Source organism: Polaromonas hydrogenivorans, assembly GCF_040105105.1.
Classification (GTDB): Bacteria; Pseudomonadota; Gammaproteobacteria; order Burkholderiales; family Burkholderiaceae_C; genus Polaromonas; species Polaromonas hydrogenivorans.
On the sequence record NZ_CP157675.1, the window covers coordinates 747,346 to 768,546 of the forward strand.

Consider the following 21,201-nt stretch of genomic DNA (forward strand, 5'->3'; position numbering starts at 1 on the left):
GATTGAATCCATGACTCAACGCAAAGGCATCATCCTCGCCGGCGGGTCCGGCACCCGGCTGCACCCGGCAACGCTGGCCATCAGCAAGCAACTGCTGCCGGTGTACGACAAGCCCATGATCTACTACCCGCTGAGCACCTTGATGCTGGCCGGCATCCGCGACGTGCTGGTCATCAGCACCCCGCAGGACACGCCGCGCTTTACCCAGCTGCTGGGCGACGGCAGCCAGTGGGGCATGAATTTGCAATACGCCGTGCAGCCCAGCCCCGACGGCCTGGCGCAGGCTTTTTTGATTGGCGAAGACTTCATCGGCAATGCGCCCAGCGCCCTGGTGCTGGGCGACAACATCTTTCATGGCCATGATTTTTCGCAACTGATGACCGGCGCGGACGCCCAGGCGCAAGGTGCCACGGTGTTTGCCTACCATGTTCGCGATCCCGAGCGCTATGGCGTCGTGTCTTTTGATGCCGCCGGTAAAGCCAGCAGTATCGAGGAAAAGCCGCTCCAGCCCAAAAGCAGCTATGCCGTCACTGGCCTGTATTTCTACGACAACCAGGTGGTCGATATTGCCAAGTCCATCCAGCCCAGCGCCCGGGGCGAGCTGGAGATCACCACGGTCAACCAGTTCTACCTGGGACAAGGCAGCTTGAGGGTGCAGATCATGAAGCGCGGTTACGCCTGGCTGGACACCGGCACGCATGAAAGCCTGCTCGAAGCGGGCTCCTTCATCGCCACGCTGGAGCATCGCCAAGGCCTGAAGGTGGCCTGTCTTGAGGAAATCTCATGGCGGCAGAAGTGGATTACTTCCGAGCAACTTGAACAACTCGCCCAGCCGCTCGCGAAGAACGGTTATGGCCAGTATCTGCTGCGCCTGCTGGCTGAAGGAGTCCAGCCGTGAAGGTCACGCCAACATCCATTCCCGAAGTCCTGATCATCGAGCCGAAGGTATTTGGCGATGCGCGCGGTTTCTTTTATGAAAGCTTTAACCAGAAGGCGTTTAACGACGCGACCGGGACCGATCACCAGTTTGTGCAGGACAACCACAGCCGCAGCGTCAAGGGCGTCATGCGCGGCCTGCATTACCAGGTCCAGCAAGCGCAGGGCAAGCTGGTGCGGGTGGCGCGCGGGGCGGTCTTCGATGTGGCGGTGGATATCCGGAAAAGTTCGCCGACGTTTGGCCAATGGGTGGGCGTGGAGCTGAGCGAAGACAACCACCGCCAGCTCTGGGTGCCGCCGGGCTTTGCGCATGGATTTGTGGTGACCAGCGAATCGGCTGATTTCCTGTACAAGACGACCGATTACTACGCGCCGCAGCATGAGCGCAGTTTGCTGTGGAACGACTCCAGTATCGCTATCGATTGGCGATTGGCGCACTATGGAATTGATGCGCCTCAACTATCAGTCAAAGATATTCAGGGCAAAAGCCTGAACCAGGCCTGAGATTGCCTTGTGTCACTCAAGCGTAATACCATCTGGAATCTTGCGGGAACAGGGTTACCACTCCTGCTCGGTGCGGTAACGATTCCTTATTTACTGAAAAATATAGGTGTTGAAGCTTTTGGAATTCTTACCCTCGTTTGGGCGCTAATAGGCTATTTCAGCCTTTTTGACTTCGGTTTGGGGCGTGCACTTACCCAGCAAGTTGCTGCGGCGCTCTCAGCGCAACAGCACACCCAATTGCCCAATTTGGTTAAGACGGGGCTGTGGTTCACAACTGCCACCGGCATAATTGGCGGTCTCATTCTCGGTGCATTGGCTGACCAGCTCGCCATCCATTGGCTTAAAGTGAGCATACTATTACAACCCAGCACTCAGAAGGCGTTGATTATTGCAGCCATAGGCATTCCACTGACTACCGTGACAACTGGCCTGCGTGGAATTCTTGAAGCTTACGAAGACTTCAAGATTGTGAACCTATTACGTATCGGTCTCGGAGCAGCCAATTTTGGCCTGCCTGCTCTCAGTGTTATGTTTATCGGCAATTCATTGCCTTGGATGGTCGCGAGTCTGATTGCCGCACGGACCGTAGTATTGTTTGCACACGGATGGCTGGTATACCGTAAATTACCTGGCGGCTGGACATCAGCTAGGTTCAATAAGGAAACCGTACGTAGCTTGCTTTCGTTTGGCTTATGGATGACTGTGTCCAACATTGTCAGCCCGCTGATGGTTTCTGCAGACAGATTCGTTATCTCCGCAGTGTTGGGTGCCAGCATGGTCGCCTACTATACAGTGCCGTTCGAGGTGCTGATCCGCGTTCTAGTGGTACCTGGCGCATTGACTTCAGTTCTGTTCCCCAGACTGGCAGCAGTCATGACCACAGACTGGCCCGAAGCGAAGCGCTTATATCGAAAATCCTTAAAGATTATTACTGTGGCGTTACTCCCCATTTGTGTCCTGATTGCTGTGACATCTAAATGGGCTATGACCCTTTGGCTTGGCAATGATTTTTCCGAAATATCATGGCCAATTGTTAGCGTCATGGCAGTTGGTATATTGTTGAATGGATTGGCGTCATTGCCATTTGCGGCAATCCAGGCTACAGGTGATGCGCGTACGACGGCTTGGCTACATATATTTGAGCTGGTGATCTACATTCCAGCTTTGTTTTTTTGCTTAAAATTTTTCGGGTTGATGGGAGCCGCAATTGCTTGGAATGTAAGAGTTGCAGTTGATTTGATTATCTTGTTGATTTATGCGAAAAAGAAAAAGCTTTAAATTAATAGTGATTGATTTAATTTTATAAAAAATTGAAATGAGGAGTAATGTGGGTTGTAACTCTTTTGAATTGCAAATTCAAAATGATGAAAAGCATCTTTGTAAATATGAACTACTGTTCAAGAAAGTATTCTTGAAATAAATTTAGTTTTAAAAAATTTTTAACAAAAAATAAACCAGAGCAGATCATTATGATGGGTTTGAATACTGATTCAATAGTGAATTTAAAGAGTGATGTTGATGAGATCGTTTTTTCAGTAGTAATTGTTGGCTACAAAAAAGTTGAGATGGTGCTTGAATGTATAAATTCAATATATCAATTCAATGATATCGGAAAAAAGCTTGAGATTATATTGGTTGACAATAGTCCGGAACATCATGTATATGATGCTGTAATGAATATGTTTGACTCTGTTATCGGAATCAAAAACGTAAACAATGGATTTGGTGCAGGAAATAATTTAGGCGCGATGCAGGCAAAGGGAAAATATTTGTTATTTTTAAATCCAGATACAATCTTAATTGAGCCAATTTTTAATTTCGCAATAAAGAAATTTGATTCAAACAAAGATTTGGGAATGTTTGGAGTAAAAATGGTGAGTAGAAATCTCTCTCGAAATTCGTCATTTTATTTGGTGAGTGGAGCGAGCATCTTGAGATCATTTTTTATGAAGATTTGTAATAAATTGGATTTCTACCTGGACAAATATATGTATGTCGCGGGCGCTAATATGTTTGTCCGGAGGACGGATTTTTTTAAATGCGGCTTATTTGATGAAAATATATTTATGTATTACGAGGAACCCGATTTGACAAATCGCTTGCACGCCATTGATAGATACACCGCGTACTTTAAAGATAAAAAAATTATTCATCTTGAAGGAGGAACTGGCTCAGGAGGAGAATTGGCATTGCGTAGAAGACTTGATTCGGCGATATATTTTAATAACAAATACTCAATAAGCCCAAGAAATATTTTTTTGCGTGAAATGCGGCTTAATCGGTTAAAACTTTTTATTTATAAAATATTTGGCTTTGACGTCGTGAATGATATTGAGCTAAATATCAAAGTGCTGGCCGAATACTTGAAGAAGATTGATGAGGATAGTTGAGTTTTAATAGGTTGATGGTTTTGAAGGAAGATTAAGAAAAAAATATTATCGTTGCTTGAGTTGTGGTAATGTGCTTTTGGTAATATCAAAAAATAGTGAGAATTTTTTTTGAAGGCAAAAATGAAAAACAACATTGTTGTTGTCATAATATATTTTTTGACTGGAGTTTTTGTTACCGCCCCTATCATAACTATAGATGTAGCGGGAAGACTTGTATCGGTATTTTCAATACTATTTGCGTTACTTTATATTTTGGCCTTGTGGTTTGCATTTGATGCTAAGAAAAACATTAATATAAATAGCATCTCATTGGCGTTCATCGGTTGGTATATTTTAGCATTGATTGCATCCATTGCGGGAGTTATATACTTTGGTTTTGATTCGCTTTGGTTGAATCAAATAATGAGTTATATCCCAAAAATATTTTTGTATCTGACGTTGCTTTTATATGTGATGAAGTGGCATGATGGAAGCTATGCATTAGCAGCATTTTTCAAGGGATTCTTTTATGGATGTATTGCAAACTTGATATGGTCTGTGGTGGAGGGGTTATATTACTATACATTTAATGACACGCTTAATGATGCCTTGTTTTTGGAGTACGTTAAAACATTGCCGGACGATAGGCGTTACATGACCGTGGTAGCCGATGGAATTATCAGAGCCTCTGGATTTAATATTGATCCTGCGCATCTTGGAGTAATAATTCCAATTATTTTTGTCTATGCTTTGTTTCGACGAAATTTATATTTAATTGCATTGTCATTGTCTTCGCTTGTTTTTAGTGGAAGCACAACAGCGGCGATGACAAGTATGTTAGCCACAATGATAAGTCTTGGGAAGTTTGAGTTACATCAAATTAAATTGAAAAGTATAGGGATTACTATGCTTGCCATTTTTGTGGTAGTTGTGGGATTGCTGACAAATGATTTTGTGCGTGAAAGTGTTTTTAAAAATGCTAAGGGTTTTTATGAGCGCACAACTGAAAATTACGTTAGCAATAGCGACCAAGGCCCAAGATACGTTTATCATGCATATTTACCAGATGCCATTTATTTTAATGGCTTTAAAACCTTGACCGGATCCGGTTTTGGTACTGCTTCGCATCCTTATGTTGATAATCCTGATATAAATGTGAATCTGGATGAAGAGCATCGTCCTTATGATCCAGAAAGTACCTACATATCTTATTTGTTTGATACTGGTTTTCTGGGGTTGCTGTTTTATTTGTTTGTTTTAATTTCATCGATAATGTTTTATCGAAAGCGAATACATTTCGGATTTACTGAATTGATTATTTATTCTTCATTGTGCGGGATATTGTTTTCGGGTTTTTTTTATCACTATACTTTAACGGCTTATCAAGTTTTAATTTTGACTTTTTCTGTAGTTGGCAGGAATAGTTTGTTGATATTTAAAGATGAACAATAATTTCGAATTATTTTTATATTTCAATTTTGTGTTCTGCTATGAAAAGATATAGGTTTCTTGTAAATTCGTCCAACCTCCATACGGGTGGTGGAGTACAAGTTGCAGTCTCACTGATTGATGAGCTTTCGCGCATGACTGACATTGCTGTTGGCATATCTGTAATAGCTTCAACTGAAGTAGATGCTAATTTGCAAAATATTGATACTGATTGTTTAAAATTTGGGAGCTATGAGGTTTTTAATACCTATGGTTTATCCGCTCTTTGGTCGGGGTTGAGCAAGAAGGTGCGTGACTACGACGTTGTGTTTACTGTGTTTGGTCCGCTGTACTTGTGGTCATTGCAGGCAGTAAATATTGTTGGGTTTGCGCAGCCTTGGATTATTTACCCAGAAAATGAAATATACCGTTCCATGTCTTTTTATGGAAAATTGAAAACACGACTGAAATTTTTTATTCAATCATTTTTCTTCAAGCGGGTAGATAAATTGGTGGTGGAACTGGATCATGTGAAAAATGAACTGGTTTCGCGTGGTATTTTTGCTGCTGACAAAATTGATGTCGTGAGTAACTGCTTGGGTTCTGTTTATCTTCGACATGAGCAATGGATGCCCTTGATTCGTAGTATTATTAAGAGGAAGTTTTCTATTGGTTTTGTAGGGCGCGATTATTCACACAAAAATACCAATATTTTGGCTAAGATTAAATTTAATTTAATTAATGTCCATGGAATTGATGTAGATTTCTTTGTTACATTTGCTCCTGCTGAATGGAGTGCCAAATCTGATTTTTTTCGAGCTAATGTGATTAATGTGGGTGTACTCGATGTAGCACAGTGCCCTAGTTTTTATCAAAAAATGGATGCGGTAATTTTTCCTAGTTTTTTGGAGTGTTTTTCCGCAACTCCCTTAGAGGCGATGGCTATGGAGAAACCATTGTTCGCATCTGATCGTGGTTTTGTTCGAGATGTATGCGATGATTTTGCTTTGTATTTTGATCCAGAGGATCCTAGCGATGCCGCTAAGTTGATCGCTTCCTACATAAATAATCAGGATCCCCAGAATATTGAAAAACTCGCTGCCGCGCGTAATCACGTAATTAAATTTTCAAACGCAAGACAGAGGGCTGAAGATTATTTCAGAATAATGCAGTCCGCTGCAATAGATAGCTCTCCAATTTAATTATTTTTGCCTTTTTAAAGGATTACCTTGTTCAACGAAAAAATCCTTCTTATCACTGGTGGCACTGGCTCTTTTGGCAATGCCGTTTTAAAGCGTTTCCTCGATGCCGACATTTCGGAAATTCGCATTTTCAGCCGCGATGAAAAAAAGCAGGATGACATGCGCAAGCGCTATAACCATCCAAAGCTCAAGTTCTATATCGGTGATGTGCGCGACAGTCGCAGCGTGGCCTCGGCCATGCGGGGTGTGGACTACGTGTTTCACGCTGCGGCGCTCAAACAGGTGCCATCCTGCGAATTCCACCCCATGCAAGCTGTGCGCACCAATGTGCTGGGCACCGAGAACGTCTTGGAGGCGGCCATTGCCGCCGGAGTAAAGCGTGTGGTCTGCCTCAGCACCGACAAGGCGGTGTATCCCATCAATGCCATGGGAATCAGCAAGGCCATGATGGAAAAGGTCATGGTGGCCGCCAGCCGCAACCTTGAAGGCACCAGCACTGTGATTTGCGGCACGCGTTACGGCAACGTGATGGCGTCGCGCGGCTCCGTTATCCCCTTGTTTGTGGAACAGGTGCTGGCAGGCAAGCCTATTACAGTGACAGACCCGGCCATGACCCGCTTCATGATGACGCTCGACGATGCGGTGGAACTTGTCCTGTATGCGTTTGAGCACGGCAACAACGGAGACATTTTTGTGCAAAAGGCCCCGGCGGCCACGGTGGAAGTGTTGACGCAGGCGATTCTGGCGTTGATGGGCAAGCCCGATCACGAGGTGCGCAGCATTGGCACGCGCCATGGCGAAAAGCTGTATGAAGCGCTGCTGAGTCGCGAAGAAATGGCCTGCGCCGAAGACCGTGGCGATTATTTCCGCGTGCCGCCCGATGGCCGCGATTTGAATTACGCCAAGTTTGTGGAGCAGGGTGAGGAGCGCCTGACGCAAAGTTCCCATAGTGAGGAATACCACTCACACAACACTACCCGGCTGGATGTGGAGGGCATGAAGACGCTGCTGCTTAAGCTCGATTTCATGCAGCGCATTGCGCGCGGTGAACACGTTTTGGCCGAGGACTAAGCCCATGAAGGTGCTGATCACTGGGGCCAACGGCTTCGTCGGAAAAAACCTGCAGTTGCACCTGGCCGGGCGCAAGGACGTGCAGGTGGTGTGTTTTACTCGTGGCGATAATGTGGCCCAGTTGCCCGTGCTGCTGCAAGGGGTGGACTTTGTATTTCATCTGGCTGGTGTCAACCGCCCGCAAGACCCGTACGAGTTTGTGTCGGGCAATGTGGATTTGACGCAGGCGCTGTGCCAAGCGGTCGGCGCGGTGGCCGAGGCAACAGGCAAGCCGGTGTCCATCGTTTACACCTCGTCCGCCCAGGCCGGGCGCGACAACCCCTATGGCCAGAGCAAGCGTGGGGCCGAAGACGCCTTGCTGGCCGTCGCGCGGAGCCACCAAGTGCCGGTGCATATTTTCAGGCTGCCCAATGTGTTCGGCAAATGGTGCAAGCCCAACTACAACTCGGCGGTGGCCACCTTTTGCCACAACATTGCGCGTGGTTTGTCCATCCAGGTCAATGACCCGGCCGCACCGGTCACGTTGGTGTATGTGGACGATGTGATTGAGCGCTTTGTGCAACTGATAGATGGTGCCGATGCCGCCGTGGATGCAGACGGTTTTGCTACCGTGGCGCCGCAGTACACCGCTACCGTGGGCGAATTGGCGCGGCAGATTCAGGCTTTCAAGGATAGCCGAGCTACGCTAATGACCGAGCGTGTGGGCACCGGGCTGGTGCGGGCGCTGTATGCCACTTACGTGAGCTATCTGCCGGTGGAACTGTTTACCTACGCCGTGCCGCAGCATGCCGATCCACGCGGTGTATTCGTGGAAATGCTCAAGACGCCTGACGCGGGGCAGTTTTCTTACTTCACTGCGCACCCCGGCATTACCCGGGGTGGCCACTACCACCACAGCAAGACCGAGAAGTTTCTGGTCATCAAGGGCCAAGCGCGCTTCAAGTTCCGCCACATGCAAACCGGCCAAGCGCATCAACTGGTCACTACGGGTGACCAGCCCGAGATTGTGGAAACAGTGCCCGGCTGGACACATGACATTACCAATATCGGCACCGAGGAAATGATCGTCATGCTCTGGGCCAACGAGGTGTTTGATCGGGCTCGGCCTGATACCTTTGCTTGCCCGTTGTGAGGGGGATGGATTGCCTCGCCACGCTCGCAATGACGAGTAGGTGTGGTTTGCTTTTTACTTATTTGAACTCATGAAAAAACTCAAAGTCATGACCGTGGTCGGCACCCGGCCCGAAATCATTCGACTCTCGCGTGTGCTGGCTCGGCTCGATGAGCATTGCGAGCATGTGCTGGTGCATACCGGACAAAATTACGACTACGAACTGAACCAGGTTTTCTTCGATGACCTGGATGTTCGCAAGCCAGACCATTTTTTGAACAGTGCAACGGGTAGCAGCGGTGCAGCCCATACCATTGGCAACCTGATCATTGGGGTGGACCAGATGCTGGCCGAAGTGGAGCCAGAGGCCATGCTGGTGCTGGGTGACACCAACAGTTGCCTCGCTGTCATTCCGGCCAAGCGGCGCAAGATTCCGATTTTTCACATGGAGGCGGGCAACCGCTGCTTTGACCAGCGTGTACCCGAGGAAACCAACCGCCGCATCGTGGACCATACGGCCGACGTGAACCTGACTTACAGCACCATTGCGCGCGACTATCTGCTGCGCGAGGGGTTGCCGCCGGATCTGGTCATCAAGACTGGCAGCCCAATGTTTGAGGTGCTGACGCACTATCGTCCGCGCATCGACGCGTCGGATGTGATGCAACGTCTAGGCCTGCAGGGCGGGGAGTATTTTGTGGTCAGCGCCCATCGTGAAGAAAATATCGAGTCGCCCCAGACCTTTGCCAAGCTGGTGGCAGTGCTGAACGCCGTGGCCGAAGACCACGGCTTGCCGGTGATCGTGTCCACCCACCCGCGCACGCAAAAGCGCATTGATGCCACAGGCGCAAGCTTTCATCCGCAGGTGCGGTTGCTCAAGCCACTCGGTTTTCATGACTACGTGAAGCTGCAACTCTCGGCTCGTGCAGTGCTTTCAGATAGTGGCACCATCAACGAAGAGTCGTCGATCCTGAACTTCCCGGCGCTCAACCTGCGTGAGGCGCACGAGCGCCCCGAGGGCATGGAAGAAGCTGTCGTAATGATGGTGGGGCTGGAGGTGGAACGCGTGCGTCAGGGGCTGGCCATACTGGCCAAGCAGCCACGCGGCGATGATCGCACGGACCCGCACGGAATCCGCCAAGTTGCTGACTACAGCATGCCGAATGTTTCGGACAAAGTGCTGCGCATTATTCACAGCTATACCGATTATGTGAATCGCGTGGTCTGGAAAAAATACTGAACAAGCCATTCATGCGTTTGCTCGTCGTTTCGCAGTATTTTTGGCCTGAGAACTTCAGGATCAATGATTTAGTCGCTGAGTTGGTTCGGCGCGGTCACCAAGTAACCGTACTGACCGGCCTTCCAAATTACCCTAATGGCAAGGTTTTCAAGCAATTTCGCGAGAACCCTGCCTATTACTCATATTACAAGGGTGCTGAAGTTATTCGCGTTCCCCTGATGCCAAGGGGACAGGGTGGTGTGCGCTTGATGTTGAATTACCTGACTTTTGCGGTCAGTGCCTCGGTCGTAGGCCTATGGAAACTGCGGGGACGCCATTTTGATGTGATCTTTGCGTATGAGCCATCACCTATCACGGTCGGTCTTCCCGCTGCTGTGATGCGTGCGGTCAAGCGAGCGCCTCTGGCGTTTTGGGTGCTCGATCTGTGGCCAGAGACATTGCAGGCTATTGGCGTTGTGAAATCGCATGCACTTTTGCAGGTCGTTGGGAAACTGGTTGCTTTCATCTATAAGCGCTGTGATTTGATTTTGGCGCAGTCGCAAAGTTTCATACCGCAGATTCAGAAGTACGCAGGCATTAGCCGTCGTGTGGTGTACTTTCCCAGTTGGGCCGAATCGGTATTTGACATGCAGCATGTGGTTCCGGCTGACGAAGTGCCATCGAAGCCTGGGAGCTTCAATGTGATGTTTGCCGGGAACATTGGAGATGCTCAGGATTTTCCTGCGATTTTGGCGGCAGCAGAAAGTTTGAAGTCACGCGCACCCATCCGGTGGTTGATCGTTGGCGATGGGCGAATGGCGCGCTGGGTGACCGATGAAATCAAGCGCCGTAATCTGCAGGATTGCGTTCTGATGCTGGGACGGCATCCAGTGGAGAGGATGCCGTCGTTTTTCAAGCATGCGAATGCCTTGTTGGTCAGCTTGAAGGACGAGCCCATTTTTTCAATGACGATTCCCGGTAAGCTTCAGTCGTATCTGGCAGCCGGCATACCTGTCGTTGCCATGTTGAACGGCGAGGGAGCTGAACTCGTAAAGATTTCTCGCTCGGGTCTGACCTGTGCCGCTGGCGACCATGCCGGGCTTGCAGCCGCCGTGCTAAATCTTTCTGAAATGAGTAGTCAAGAGCGGGAAATTATGGGCAGAAATGGATTGGATGTGAGTGCCCGGGAATTTGATCGCGACACGTTGATCGACCGGTTTGAGGAATGGATTAGGCAGTTGAAAATTGACGCTATTGCACCTTCGATGTCCCAAGGGAAGTCATGATTTTGGTGACAGGGGCAACGGGTTTCGTTGGCTCGGCGATAGTCGTCAGACTGGCCCGCGAAGGAATTGAAATGCGCGCCTGCGTTCGTCGTGACGGTGTCGCCATGCCCGATGGGGTCCAAACGGTGCTGGTTGGCGACTTGACAAGTGATGCTGATTGGAGTCAAGCATTGGCAGGCATCGGAGTCGTTGTTCACGTAGCGGCACGCGTGCATGTAATGGATGACACAGCTGCGGATCCCTTGGTTGAGTTTCGTCGGATCAACGTGCAGGGGACGTTGAACCTGGCGCGACAGGCGTCAACATCAGGTGTCCGCCGATTTGTCTTCATTAGCTCAATTAAGGTCAATGGCGAAGTCACGAAGTTGGGAATACCTTTTTCTGCGGATGATATTCCCGCGCCGCTCGATCCCTATGGCATTTCCAAGATGGAGGCCGAGCAGGGGCTGCGCGAAATTGCGGCTCAAACCGGCATGGAGCTTGTCATCATTCGCCCGCCGCTGGTGTACGGACCGGGCGTCAGGGCCAATTTTGCCGCCATGATGCGCTGGCTCAGGCGCGGCGTTCCCTTGCCGCTGGGCGCCATCCATAACCAGCGCAGCCTGGTGGCGCTGGATAACCTGGTTGATCTGATCGTGACCTGCCTGACCCATCCGGCAGCGGCCAACCAGACTTTTCTGGTCTCCGATGGCGAAGATGTTTCCACCACGGAACTGCTTCGCCGCATGGGAAAAGCCATGAATCGCCCGGCGCGCTTGGTTCCTGTTTCGGCTGGCTGGCTGGAACAGGCGGCTGCGCTGGTCGGCAAGCGGGACATGGCCCAGCGCCTGTGCGGTTCGCTGCAGGTGGATATTCAGAAAACGCGCCAGCTTTTGGGCTGGAAACCACCCTTGACCCTGGACCAGGGATTGAAGAAAGCCGCAGAAGGTTTAGCCCCATGAAGCGAATGTTTGACCTTCTGCTTGCCCTGGCGGCGGCCTTCATCCTGGCCGTGCCGGTAGTGCTGGTCGCGGTATTGGTGCGATTGACCTCCAAAGGCCCGGCCCTGTACTGGTCCGACCGGGTAGGGCGGCACAACAAAATTTTCAAAATGCCCAAGTTCCGCAGCATGCGCGTCGGCACACCCGCCGTGGCCACGCACCTGCTGGCCAACCCCAGGGCGCACCTCACGCCCATCGGCAGCTTCTTGCGCAAGAGCAGCCTGGACGAGCTGCCCCAGCTGTGGAGCATCCTCGTGGGCGACATGAGCTTTGTGGGGCCTCGGCCCGCGCTTTTCAATCAGCATGACCTGATTGAATTGCGAACCCGCCTCGGCGTGCATGAACTCGTGCCGGGACTGACAGGCTGGGCGCAGATCAATGGACGCGACGAGTTACCCATTCCTGACAAGGTCAGGCTGGATGTGGAGTATCTTCAACGGCGGTCGCTGTGGTTTGACCTGCGTATCTTGTGGCTGACCTTTGTGAAGGTGATTCGGCGCGATGGAGTGGCCCACTGACGGCATGCCATGGCTGAATGAATAAATACCTTGTCAGCCCTGTCGGGGCAGGCGATGGAGACAGTCAAGGCTGGGCGTGCGGACTTTGTACGTTCCCTGACGGCTCTTGACGGTTAACTAAAAGAAATCAACATGTTTTTTACTAGAGTAGTCGCAACGCCTTTGCTGGGCCTGCCTCGTCCCGCCAAGCGAGTGGTGGTCATTGCGCTCGACCTGGTGCTGACGCTGGTGTCTGTATGGGTCGCTTTTTACCTGCGCATCGACCAGACAGGCCTGCCGCATGCGCAGCAGCCCTATGTTTACCTGCTTGCGCCCTTGCTGGCGATTCCCGTGTTTGTGCGTTTTGGGCTGTATCGCGCCATTTTTCGCTATACCGGCATGGCGGCCCTGGCGACCACGGCCAAGGCGGTCGCTCTGTACACGCTGCTGTTCTTTGTCGCGCTGCTGTACTTCAAGTGGAATGGCGTGCCGCGCACCTTGGGCCTGATCCAGCCCTTGCTGCTGCTGCTGCTGGTGGGCGCCAGCCGATCCATGGCCAGGTTCTGGCTGGCGGGCTGGTCGAGCAAGGCGCGCCATGCGGTGGGCCGGCTGCTGATTTATGGGGCGGGCGAGGCCGGCGTTGAAACCGCCTCCGCCCTGGCGGTGGCTCGCCAGTTCGTGCTGCTGGGCTTTATTGACGACGATAAAACCAAGGCCGGAAGAAGCATCAACGACGTTGACATCATGGCGCCTGACGAGGTGGCCGAGGCGGTGGAGCGCATGGGCGTGACCGACATCCTGCTCGCCATGCCGGCCCTGGACCGTGCGCGCCGCAATGAAATCATCGCCAGCCTGCGGGAGTTGCCGGTCCACGTCCGTACCTTGCCCGGCATGGTGAACCTGGCGTCGGGGCGGGTCACGATCCAGGATTTCCAGGAACTCGACGTTGAAGACCTTTTGGGGCGACCGCCAGTACCGCCCGATTCGACCTTGCTGGCACGCAACCTGGCGGGCAAGGTGGTGCTGGTCACGGGGGCCGGCGGGAGTATCGGCAGCGAGCTGTGCCGCCAGATACTGCTGGAAAAGCCGCGCCAGCTGGTGCTGGTCGAACTCAGCGAGTTTGCCCTGTACACCATTCACCACGAGCTGGAGGGCTTGTGCAGCGAACATAACTTGCCCATGGAAGTGATTCCCCTGCTGGGCAGCGTCGGAAATTTTGGCCGCCTCAAAGAGATTTTCAATCTCTACCGGCCGGCAACGGTGTACCACGCAGCGGCTTACAAGCATGTGCCGCTGGTCGAGAGCAACCCGTCCGAAGGCGTGTTCAACAACGTCTTCGGCACCCTGAACACGGCCAGGGCCGCCATGGAAAGCGGCACGTCGCATTTCGTGCTGGTGTCCACCGACAAGGCGGTTCGCCCCACCAATGTGATGGGCGCGACCAAGCGCATGGCCGAGCTGGTGCTGCAGGCGCTGGCGGCCAGCCCGTCGCTGCGCTTCGTTGCCCCGGACGGCTCCTACAGCGCCGAAGTCCAGAACCGCACCGTGTTTGCCATGGTGCGCTTTGGCAACGTGCTGGGCAGCAGCGGCAGCGTGGTGCCGCTGTTTCGCAAGCAGTTGCGCGACGGCGGCCCGCTGACGGTCACGCATCCCGAGGTCACCCGCTATTTCATGACGATTCCCGAGGCCGCCCAGCTGGTGCTGCAGGCCGGCGCCATGGCCCATGGCGGCGACGTGTTCGTGCTGGACATGGGCAGCCCGCTGAAGATCGTCGATCTGGCCCGGCGCATGGCGCAGCTGTCCGGCCTGAGCCTGCGCGATGAAAACAACCCCGACGGCGATATTGAAATCAGGATCACCGGCCTTCGCCCCGGCGAAAAGCTTTACGAGGAACTGCTGATTGGCGACAACCCCGAGCCGACCGCGCATCAGCGCATCATGAAGGCGCATGAGGATTTCGTGGCCTGGCCCGAACTGGCGCCGATACTGGCGGAAATCCGCCAGGCCGCCACCGTCAACAATGAAGCCGTTATGAAGTCCATCATGAAGCGGCTGGTGCATGGCTACATTCCGCATACCGCCTGCCCGGCAAAAATTCCTGCGCAGGCTCGCGCGGAGTAAGCGGCCGAGCCAGAAGGCGGTTTTGGGGCGCGGCGGGTTCCTGAATTCCAAAGTGCTTCCGGTTGTGGGCGCTGAAGCCACAAAAATGTTCACGCCCATGCGGCACAATTTGCAGATTCCTCACTTCCAGGCCTGACGACCATGACCCACTCTTCCGTTAACGCTTCCTCCGACCCCGACCTGTCCCACATCGGCCCGCGCGACAAGGCCGAAATCCTGGCCCAGGCGCTGCCCTACATCCGCAAGTTCCACGGCAAGACCCTGGTCATCAAGTACGGCGGCAACGCCATGACCGATCCGGCGCTGCAGGCCGACTTTGCCGAGGACGTGGTGCTGCTCAAGCTGGTCGGCATGAACCCGGTGGTGGTGCATGGCGGCGGCCCGCAAATTGAAACCGCGCTGAACCGGCTCGGCAAGAAAGGCCATTTCATCCAGGGCATGCGTGTGACCGACGACGAAACCATGGAAGTGGTCGAATGGGTGCTGGCCGGACAGGTGCAGCAGGACATCGTCGGCCTGATCAACCAGGCCGGCGGCAAGGCGGTCGGCCTGACCGGGCGCGACGGCGGCATGATCCGGGCGAAAAAGCTTACCATGCTGGACAAGGACGATGCCAGCAAGGAGCACGACATCGGCTTTGTCGGCGAGATCGTCAGCATCGACCCCAGCGTGGTCAAGGCGCTGCAGGACGACGCCTTCATTCCGGTCATCAGCCCGATTGGCTTTGGCGAGAACAATGAAAGCTACAACATCAACGCCGATGTGGTCGCCGGCAAGCTGGCGACCGTGCTCAAGGCCGAAAAGCTGGTGCTGCTGACGAATATTCCCGGCGTGCTGAACAAGGCCGGCGAGCTGCTGACCGACCTGACGGCGCGCGAGATCGACGAGCTGTTTGCCGACGGCACGATTTCGGGCGGTATGCTGCCCAAGATCGAAGGCGCGCTCGATGCGGCTAAGAGCGGCGTGAACGCGGTCCACATCATCGACGGCCGCGTGCCGCATGCGATGCTGCTGGAAATCCTGACCGACAAGGCCTACGGCACCATGATCCGTTCGCACTGAGCCTGAAGCGCCGGCTGGTTTTTTTCTGGCCGGTGCCTTGAGTTCGTGTAACGACTCAGGTGCAGGCGGGTTCACCAGCCGCTGTATAAAAACCACCGTCATACCCGCGAAGGCGGGTATCCAGAGCAGCTCAATCACCCCCGTGAGCACCCCAACTGGGTTCCCGCCTACGCGGGAACGACGGGAATCACAGAGACACCTGAGCCGGCAAAACTCGTCCGCCATGATTTTGGCGGGGCATGGGTTCAGGGTTTACCCAGGCACTGATTAGGCCTGCTTCTCTATTCAGCCCGGCCATCCAGGCCGCGTGACGGCTGGCGGTCTTTAAATTGAGGCAAAATAGAACGACCGTTCTTTTATTTTCTCAATCCATGTCCGTCAGCCCACTTCCTGTCAAGAGCGTCCGTACCTCATCCCGGGGCGCGGGTGCGTCCAAAACCCCGCAAAAAGGCCAGCAGACCAAGGCCGCCATCGTCGAGGCGGCACTCGGCCTGGCCACCCACATCGGCCTGGAGGGCCTGAGCATCGGCGCGCTGGCCGAGGTCATGCGGATGAGCAAGTCGGGCGTCTTTTCCCATTTCGGCTCGCGTGAAGAGCTGCAGATTTCGGTCATTCGCGAGTACCACGCCCGCTTCGAGGACGAGGTGTTTGCCCCGGCGCTCAAGCAGCCGCGCGGCCTGCCGCGCCTGCAGGCCATGTTCGCCAACTGGATGAACCGCACCTCGGTCGAAATCGATTCGGGCTGCATCTACATCAGCGGCGCGGTTGAATTCGACGACCGGCCCGGCCCGGTGCGCGACGCGCTCGCCGATTCGGTGCGCACCTGGCTGGCCGCGATGCACCGGGCCGTGGTGCAGGCCAGCGAGGCGGGTCATCTGTACCCGGACGCCGATGCGCAGCAGGTGGCCTTCGAGATCCATGGCCTGATCCTGGCGCTGCATTACGAAGCCCGCTTTCTGAAGACACCCGATTCCATCGCCCGCGCCAGGACGGGTTTTGCCAACATTCTGGCGCGCTATGGCGGCACGGCCGCCAGCACTCCAGAACCGAAAAAAGTTTTGCCGAAACCGTCGAAACCTTCCCCTTCCACACCCGCTTAACGCCACTTAACGCCACTTAACGTCAATCAACGCCCAAGGAATCCTATGCCCCAGTACAACCCACCCCTGCGCGACATGCAGTTCATCCTGCACGAAGTGCTCAAGGTCACCGACGAGCTGAAGGTCTTGCCGCGGCATGCCGACATTGACGCCGACACCATCAACGCCGTGCTCGAAGAGGGCGGCAAGTTTGCGGTTGAAGTGACCTTTCCGCTCAACATCAGCGGCGACGAGGAAGGCTGCACGCTCGACAGGACCACCCATGAAGTCACGCCGCCCAAGGGCTTCAAGCAGGCCTACGCGCAGTTTGTCGAAGGCGGCTGGGCGGCGCTGAGCTGCGACCCGGAGTACGGCGGCCAGGGCCTGCCCTTCGTCGTCAACCAGTGCTTCTACGAGATGCTGAACTCGGCCAACCAGGCCTGGACCATGTACCCCGGCCTGTCGCACGGCGCTTACGAGGCGCTGCATGCGCACGGCACCGACGCGCAGAAAAAGCTCTACCTGCCAAAACTGGTCAGCGGCGAATGGACTGGCACCATGTGCCTGACCGAGCCGCATTGCGGCACCGACCTGGGGATGCTGCGCACAAAAGCCGAACCGCAGGCCGATGGCACGTTCAAGCTGACCGGCAACAAGATTTTCATCAGCGCCGGCGAGCACGACATGACGTCCAACATCCTGCACCTGGTGCTGGCCCGGCTGCCGGATGCGCCGCAGGGCAGCAAGGGCATCAGCCTCTTTATCGTTCCCAAGTTCAATGTCAATGAAGACGGCTCCATCGGCATGCGCAACGGCATTTACTGTGGCGGCCTGGAGCACAAGATGGGCATCCATGGCAACGCGACGGCGCAAATCGTGCTGGAAAGCGCCGTGGGAACGATGGTCGGCGCGCCCAACAAGGGCCTGGCCGCGATGTTCGTGATGATGAACGCCGCGCGCCTGGGCGTGGGCAACCAGTCGCTCGGCCTGACCGAAGTGGCTTACCAGAACGCGCTGGCCTACGCCAGGGACCGCATCCAGATGCGCTCGCTCTCGGGCGTCAAGGCGAAAGACAAGCCGGCCGACCCGATCATCGTGCATCCCGACGTGCGCAAGATGCTGCTGACCGCCAAGGCCTATGCCGAAGGCGGCCGCGCGCTGGCGATCTACTGCACCTTGCTGCTCGACAAGGAGCTTTACCACCCGGACGAAAAGGTGCGCAAGGATTCGGGCGAAATCGTCGCGCTGCTCACGCCCATCGTCAAGGCCTTCCTGACCGACAACGGCCACATTGCCACCAACGCCTGCATGCAGGTGTTCGGCGGTCACGGCTACGTCAAGGAATGGGGCATGGAGCAGCTGGTGCGCGACAACCGCATCAACATGATCTACGAAGGCACCAACACCATCCAGTCGCTCGACCTGCTGGGCCGCAAGATTCTGGGCAACAACGGCGCGACGCTGAAGAAGTTTGGCAAGCTGATTGGCGCGCTGATTGCCGAGGAGGGTGTGAACGAGAAGATGGCCGAGTTCATCAACCCGCTGGCCTATCTGGCCGACCAGATGACCAAGTTCACCACCGAACTGGGCTTCAAGGGTTTCCAGAACCCGGATGAAGTCGGAGCGGCGGCGGTCGATTATTTGCGCGTGGCCGGCCACCTGGTGTTTGGCTACTTCTGGGCGCGCATGGCGCAAACCGCGCTGCGCGAAATCGCTGCTGGCAACGCCGACCTGTTCTATCTCGGCAAGGTGCAGACGGCGCGCTTTTACTTTGCCAAGCTGTTCCCCGAGACCGCCACCTTGATGCGCACCGCGCGCAGCGGCAGCCGGGCGCTGATGGACACCGACGCCGCGCTGGCTTGAGTTCGGCGTCCCAAACCAGACACATCCAGAAAGAAATCCATGTCAAGTTTCCAGGTCAAGAAAGTCGCCGTGCTCGGCGCGGGCGTGATGGGCGCGCAAATCGCCGCCCATCTGGTCAATTGCCGCGTGCCGGTGGTGCTGTTCGATTTGCCGGCCAAAGACGGACCGAAGAACGGCATCGTCAGCAAGGCCATCGAGGGCCTGAAAAAGCTCAAGCCCGCGCCGCTCGGCGTGGCCGAAGATGCGGCGCTGATCCAGCAGGCCAACTACGAAGAACACATGGATGTTCTGAAAGAGTGCGACCTGATCATCGAGGCGATTGCCGAGCGCATGGATTGGAAGACTGATCTTTATCACAAGATCGCGCCTTTCGTGGCCGAAGGCGCCATCGTCGCCAGCAACACCTCGGGCCTGTCGATCACCACGCTCAGCGAAGCGCTGCCCGAAGCCATCAAGCCGCGCTTTTGCGGCATTCATTTCTTCAACCCGCCGCGCTACATGGCGCTGGTCGAGCTGATCAACACGCCGACGACGCAAGCCACGGTGCTCGACGACCTCGAAGCCTTCGTGACGACCGCGCTGGGCAAGGGCGTGATCCGCGCCCACGACACGCCCAACTTCATCGCCAACCGCGTCGGCGTCGCCGGCATGCTGGCGACCATCAAGGAGGCCGAAGCTTTTGGCCTGACGTATGACGTGGTCGATGACCTGACCGGCAAGAAGCTGGGCCGCGCGAGTTCGGGCACCTTCCGCACCGCCGACGTGGTCGGGCTGGACACGATGGCGCATGTCATCAGGACGCTGCAGGACAACCTCGGTCCCGTGGGAAGTGGCAAGGTCGAAGACCCGTTCTCAGGCATCTACGGCACGCCGCCGGTGCTGGCCCGGCTGCTGGAAAGCAAGAGCCTGGGCCAGAAGACCGGTGCCGGTTTCTACAAGAAGGTCGGCCGCGACATCCTGCGGCTGGACCCGGAAAGCATGGACTACGTGGCTGGCGGTGCCAAGGCCGACGAAGTGGTCGGCCGCATGCTGAAAAAGCCGGCCGGCGAGCGCCTGAAACTGCTGCGCAATGCCGAAGGCGCCGAGCCGCGCTTTTTGTGGGCCGTGCTGCGCGACCAGTTTCACTATGCCGCCGTGCACCTGGCCAGCATCGCCGAAACCGCCCGCGACATCGACTTTGCGATGCGCTGGGGATTCGGCGCGAAGCAGGGGCCGTTCGAGCTGTGGCAGGAAGCCGGCTGGCTGCAGGTGGCGAACTGGATCAGGGAAGATATTGACGCCGGCAAGGCGCTGAGTTCTGCGCCGCTGCCCGACTGGGTGTTCAACGGCCGGGTGGCTGACGCGGGCGGCGTGCATACGCCCGAAGGCTCGTGGAGCGCCTCAAGCCAACAATTCATTGCGCGCCGCAAGCTGCCGGTCTATGAACGCCAGCATTTTCCCGAGGATGTGCTGGGCGCCAACGCGCCCGCGTTCGAAACCGCCGGCACGACGCTGCACGAGGACGATGCGATTCGCCTCTGGACGCTGGACGGCGCGGACGGACAGCCCGGCGACGTGCTGATCGCCAGCATCAAGACCAAGATGCACGCCATCAGCCCCGATGTGGCCGAAGGCCTGGCGCTGGGTGTTGAGCTGGCCGAAAAAAGCTACAAGGGACTGGTGATCTGGTCCAACCACGAGATGTTCTCGGCCGGCGCCGACCTGCAGTCGATGCTGCCGGCCTTCATGACGGGCGGCGCCGCGATGATCGAAGGCGTCGAGGCCGAGTTGCAGAAGGTGATGCTCAAGCTGCGCTATGCGGCCGTGCCGGTGGTGTCGGCGATTCGCGGCCTGGCCCTGGGCGGCGGCTGCGAGATGGCGGTGTATTCGGCCAGACGCGTGGCGGCGATGGAAAGCTACATCGGACTGGTCGAAGTCGGCGTGGGCCTGGTGCCGGGCGCCGGCGGGCTGGCCTATATTGCGCGCCGCGCCACTGAGAACGCCGCCAAATCGAGCAACAAGGACGTGCTGCCGTTCCTGCTAGAGGGCTTCAGCGCCGCCGCCATGGCCACCGTGGGCACCAGCGCGCTAGACAGCCGCAGGCTGGGCTACCTGCTGGACAGCGATGTGGTGGTGCCGAACAAGGACGAGTTGCTGTTCGTCGCGCTGAACGAGGCGCGCGCGCTGTACACCTCGGGCTACCGCCCGCCGTTGCGCCGGCTGTTTCCGGTGGCGGGCCGCAACGGCGTGGCGACCATCAAGGGCCAGCTGGTCAACATGCGGGACGGTGGCTTCATCAGCGCGCACGACTTTCACATTGCCAGCCTGATCGCGGGCGTGGTCTGCGGCGGCGATGTCGATGCCGGCACGCTGGTGACCGAGGAATACCTGATGACGCTGGAGCGCAAGGCCTTCTGCGCGCTGCTGGAGCATCCAAAGACGCAGGAACGCATCATGGGCATGATGAGCACCGGCAAACCCGTGCGCAACTGAC

17 protein-coding genes are annotated in these 21,201 nt (G+C 55.2%); all 17 read left to right on the plus strand.

All coding sequences use genetic code 11. The features are described 5' to 3' along the window. Positions 1-10 precede the first annotated feature (10 nt). The 17 genes from rfbA to ABLV49_RS03730 all read left to right on the plus strand — a co-directional run bounded on the left by rfbA (position 11) and on the right by ABLV49_RS03730 (position 21,200). Positions 11-898: a glucose-1-phosphate thymidylyltransferase RfbA gene (gene rfbA, locus ABLV49_RS03650; RefSeq protein WP_349280240.1), complete on the plus strand. Its 888-nt coding sequence runs from the start codon at positions 11-13 to the stop codon at positions 896-898. After that, the gene (gene rfbC / locus ABLV49_RS03655) at positions 895-1,440 is read left to right on the plus strand and encodes a dTDP-4-dehydrorhamnose 3,5-epimerase (protein ID WP_349280241.1); all 546 of its coding nucleotides are present in this window, start codon (positions 895-897) and stop codon (positions 1,438-1,440) included. The genes rfbA and rfbC overlap by 4 nt, the downstream gene beginning before the upstream one ends. Positions 1,441-1,449: 9 nt before the next feature. Beyond that, entirely contained in the window at positions 1,450-2,718 is a 1,269-nt protein-coding gene (locus tag ABLV49_RS03660; protein ID WP_349280242.1) for a flippase, read from the plus strand. A 194-nt stretch (positions 2,719-2,912) separates the two neighbouring features. Next, positions 2,913-3,830, plus strand: a complete 918-nt coding sequence (locus ABLV49_RS03665) for a glycosyltransferase (protein WP_349280243.1) — start codon at positions 2,913-2,915, stop codon at positions 3,828-3,830. 120 nt (positions 3,831-3,950) lie between these two features. Next, positions 3,951-5,261, plus strand: a complete 1,311-nt coding sequence (locus ABLV49_RS03670; protein WP_349280244.1) for a hypothetical protein — start codon at positions 3,951-3,953, stop codon at positions 5,259-5,261. A 131-nt stretch (positions 5,262-5,392) separates the two neighbouring features. Continuing rightward, on the plus strand, positions 5,393-6,439 hold the full coding sequence (locus tag ABLV49_RS03675) for a glycosyltransferase family 4 protein (protein ID WP_349280245.1): 1,047 nt from the start codon (positions 5,393-5,395) through the stop codon (positions 6,437-6,439). Positions 6,440-6,466: 27 nt separating this feature from the next. Continuing rightward, a complete protein-coding gene (locus tag ABLV49_RS03680; protein WP_349280246.1) occupies positions 6,467-7,510 on the plus strand; it encodes a polysaccharide biosynthesis protein in 1,044 nt (347 codons plus the stop codon). 4 nt (positions 7,511-7,514) lie between these two features. Continuing rightward, complete coding sequence (gene wbjC, locus ABLV49_RS03685; protein WP_349280247.1) at positions 7,515-8,642, plus strand: UDP-2-acetamido-2,6-beta-L-arabino-hexul-4-ose reductase; 1,128 nt, start codon at positions 7,515-7,517, stop codon at positions 8,640-8,642. A gap of 70 nt (positions 8,643-8,712) precedes the next feature. Further along, positions 8,713-9,861 carry a non-hydrolyzing UDP-N-acetylglucosamine 2-epimerase gene (wecB, locus tag ABLV49_RS03690; protein WP_349280248.1) on the plus strand — a complete coding sequence of 383 codons (1,149 nt, stop codon included), beginning with the start codon at positions 8,713-8,715 and terminating at the stop codon, positions 9,859-9,861. A gap of 11 nt (positions 9,862-9,872) precedes the next feature. Continuing rightward, complete coding sequence (locus ABLV49_RS03695) at positions 9,873-11,126, plus strand: glycosyltransferase family 4 protein (protein ID WP_349280249.1); 1,254 nt, start codon at positions 9,873-9,875, stop codon at positions 11,124-11,126. Beyond that, a complete protein-coding gene (locus ABLV49_RS03700) occupies positions 11,123-12,067 on the plus strand; it encodes a UDP-glucose 4-epimerase family protein (protein ID WP_349280250.1) in 945 nt (314 codons plus the stop codon). The genes ABLV49_RS03695 and ABLV49_RS03700 overlap by 4 nt, the downstream gene beginning before the upstream one ends. Next, positions 12,064-12,624, plus strand: coding sequence for a sugar transferase (locus ABLV49_RS03705; protein WP_349280251.1), 561 nt, complete (start codon positions 12,064-12,066; stop codon positions 12,622-12,624). Before ABLV49_RS03700 ends, ABLV49_RS03705 begins: the two co-directional genes overlap by 4 nt. Positions 12,625-12,756: 132 nt before the next feature. After that, complete coding sequence (locus ABLV49_RS03710) at positions 12,757-14,724, plus strand: polysaccharide biosynthesis protein (RefSeq protein WP_349280252.1); 1,968 nt, start codon at positions 12,757-12,759, stop codon at positions 14,722-14,724. A 141-nt stretch (positions 14,725-14,865) separates the two neighbouring features. Then, positions 14,866-15,786: an acetylglutamate kinase gene (gene argB, locus ABLV49_RS03715; RefSeq protein WP_011802847.1), complete on the plus strand. Its 921-nt coding sequence runs from the start codon at positions 14,866-14,868 to the stop codon at positions 15,784-15,786. A 371-nt stretch (positions 15,787-16,157) separates the two neighbouring features. Next, positions 16,158-16,886 carry a TetR/AcrR family transcriptional regulator gene (locus ABLV49_RS03720; protein ID WP_349280253.1) on the plus strand — a complete coding sequence of 243 codons (729 nt, stop codon included), beginning with the start codon at positions 16,158-16,160 and terminating at the stop codon, positions 16,884-16,886. Positions 16,887-16,931: 45 nt separating this feature from the next. Further along, the gene (locus ABLV49_RS03725; RefSeq protein WP_349280254.1) at positions 16,932-18,728 is read left to right on the plus strand and encodes an acyl-CoA dehydrogenase C-terminal domain-containing protein; all 1,797 of its coding nucleotides are present in this window, start codon (positions 16,932-16,934) and stop codon (positions 18,726-18,728) included. 39 nt (positions 18,729-18,767) lie between these two features. Then, a complete protein-coding gene (locus tag ABLV49_RS03730) occupies positions 18,768-21,200 on the plus strand; it encodes a 3-hydroxyacyl-CoA dehydrogenase/enoyl-CoA hydratase family protein (protein WP_349280255.1) in 2,433 nt (810 codons plus the stop codon). Position 21,201 lies beyond the last annotated feature (1 nt).

Coding starts and splice junctions, on each gene's coding strand:
- rfbA (WP_349280240.1), top strand. CDS start 11: ATGACTCAACGCAAAGGCATCATCCTCGCCGGCGGGTCCGGCACCCGG.
- ABLV49_RS03665 (WP_349280243.1), top strand. CDS start 2,913: ATGGGTTTGAATACTGATTCAATAGTGAATTTAAAGAGTGATGTTGAT.
- ABLV49_RS03670 (WP_349280244.1), top strand. CDS start 3,951: ATGAAAAACAACATTGTTGTTGTCATAATATATTTTTTGACTGGAGTT.
- ABLV49_RS03675 (WP_349280245.1), top strand. CDS start 5,393: ATGACTGACATTGCTGTTGGCATATCTGTAATAGCTTCAACTGAAGTA.
- wbjC (WP_349280247.1), top strand. CDS start 7,515: ATGAAGGTGCTGATCACTGGGGCCAACGGCTTCGTCGGAAAAAACCTG.
- wecB (WP_349280248.1), top strand. CDS start 8,713: ATGAAAAAACTCAAAGTCATGACCGTGGTCGGCACCCGGCCCGAAATC.
- ABLV49_RS03695 (WP_349280249.1), top strand. CDS start 9,873: ATGCGTTTGCTCGTCGTTTCGCAGTATTTTTGGCCTGAGAACTTCAGG.
- ABLV49_RS03700 (WP_349280250.1), top strand. CDS start 11,123: ATGATTTTGGTGACAGGGGCAACGGGTTTCGTTGGCTCGGCGATAGTC.
- ABLV49_RS03705 (WP_349280251.1), top strand. CDS start 12,064: ATGAAGCGAATGTTTGACCTTCTGCTTGCCCTGGCGGCGGCCTTCATC.
- ABLV49_RS03710 (WP_349280252.1), top strand. CDS start 12,757: ATGTTTTTTACTAGAGTAGTCGCAACGCCTTTGCTGGGCCTGCCTCGT.
- argB (WP_011802847.1), top strand. CDS start 14,866: ATGACCCACTCTTCCGTTAACGCTTCCTCCGACCCCGACCTGTCCCAC.
- ABLV49_RS03720 (WP_349280253.1), top strand. CDS start 16,158: ATGTCCGTCAGCCCACTTCCTGTCAAGAGCGTCCGTACCTCATCCCGG.
- ABLV49_RS03725 (WP_349280254.1), top strand. CDS start 16,932: ATGCCCCAGTACAACCCACCCCTGCGCGACATGCAGTTCATCCTGCAC.
- ABLV49_RS03730 (WP_349280255.1), top strand. CDS start 18,768: ATGTCAAGTTTCCAGGTCAAGAAAGTCGCCGTGCTCGGCGCGGGCGTG.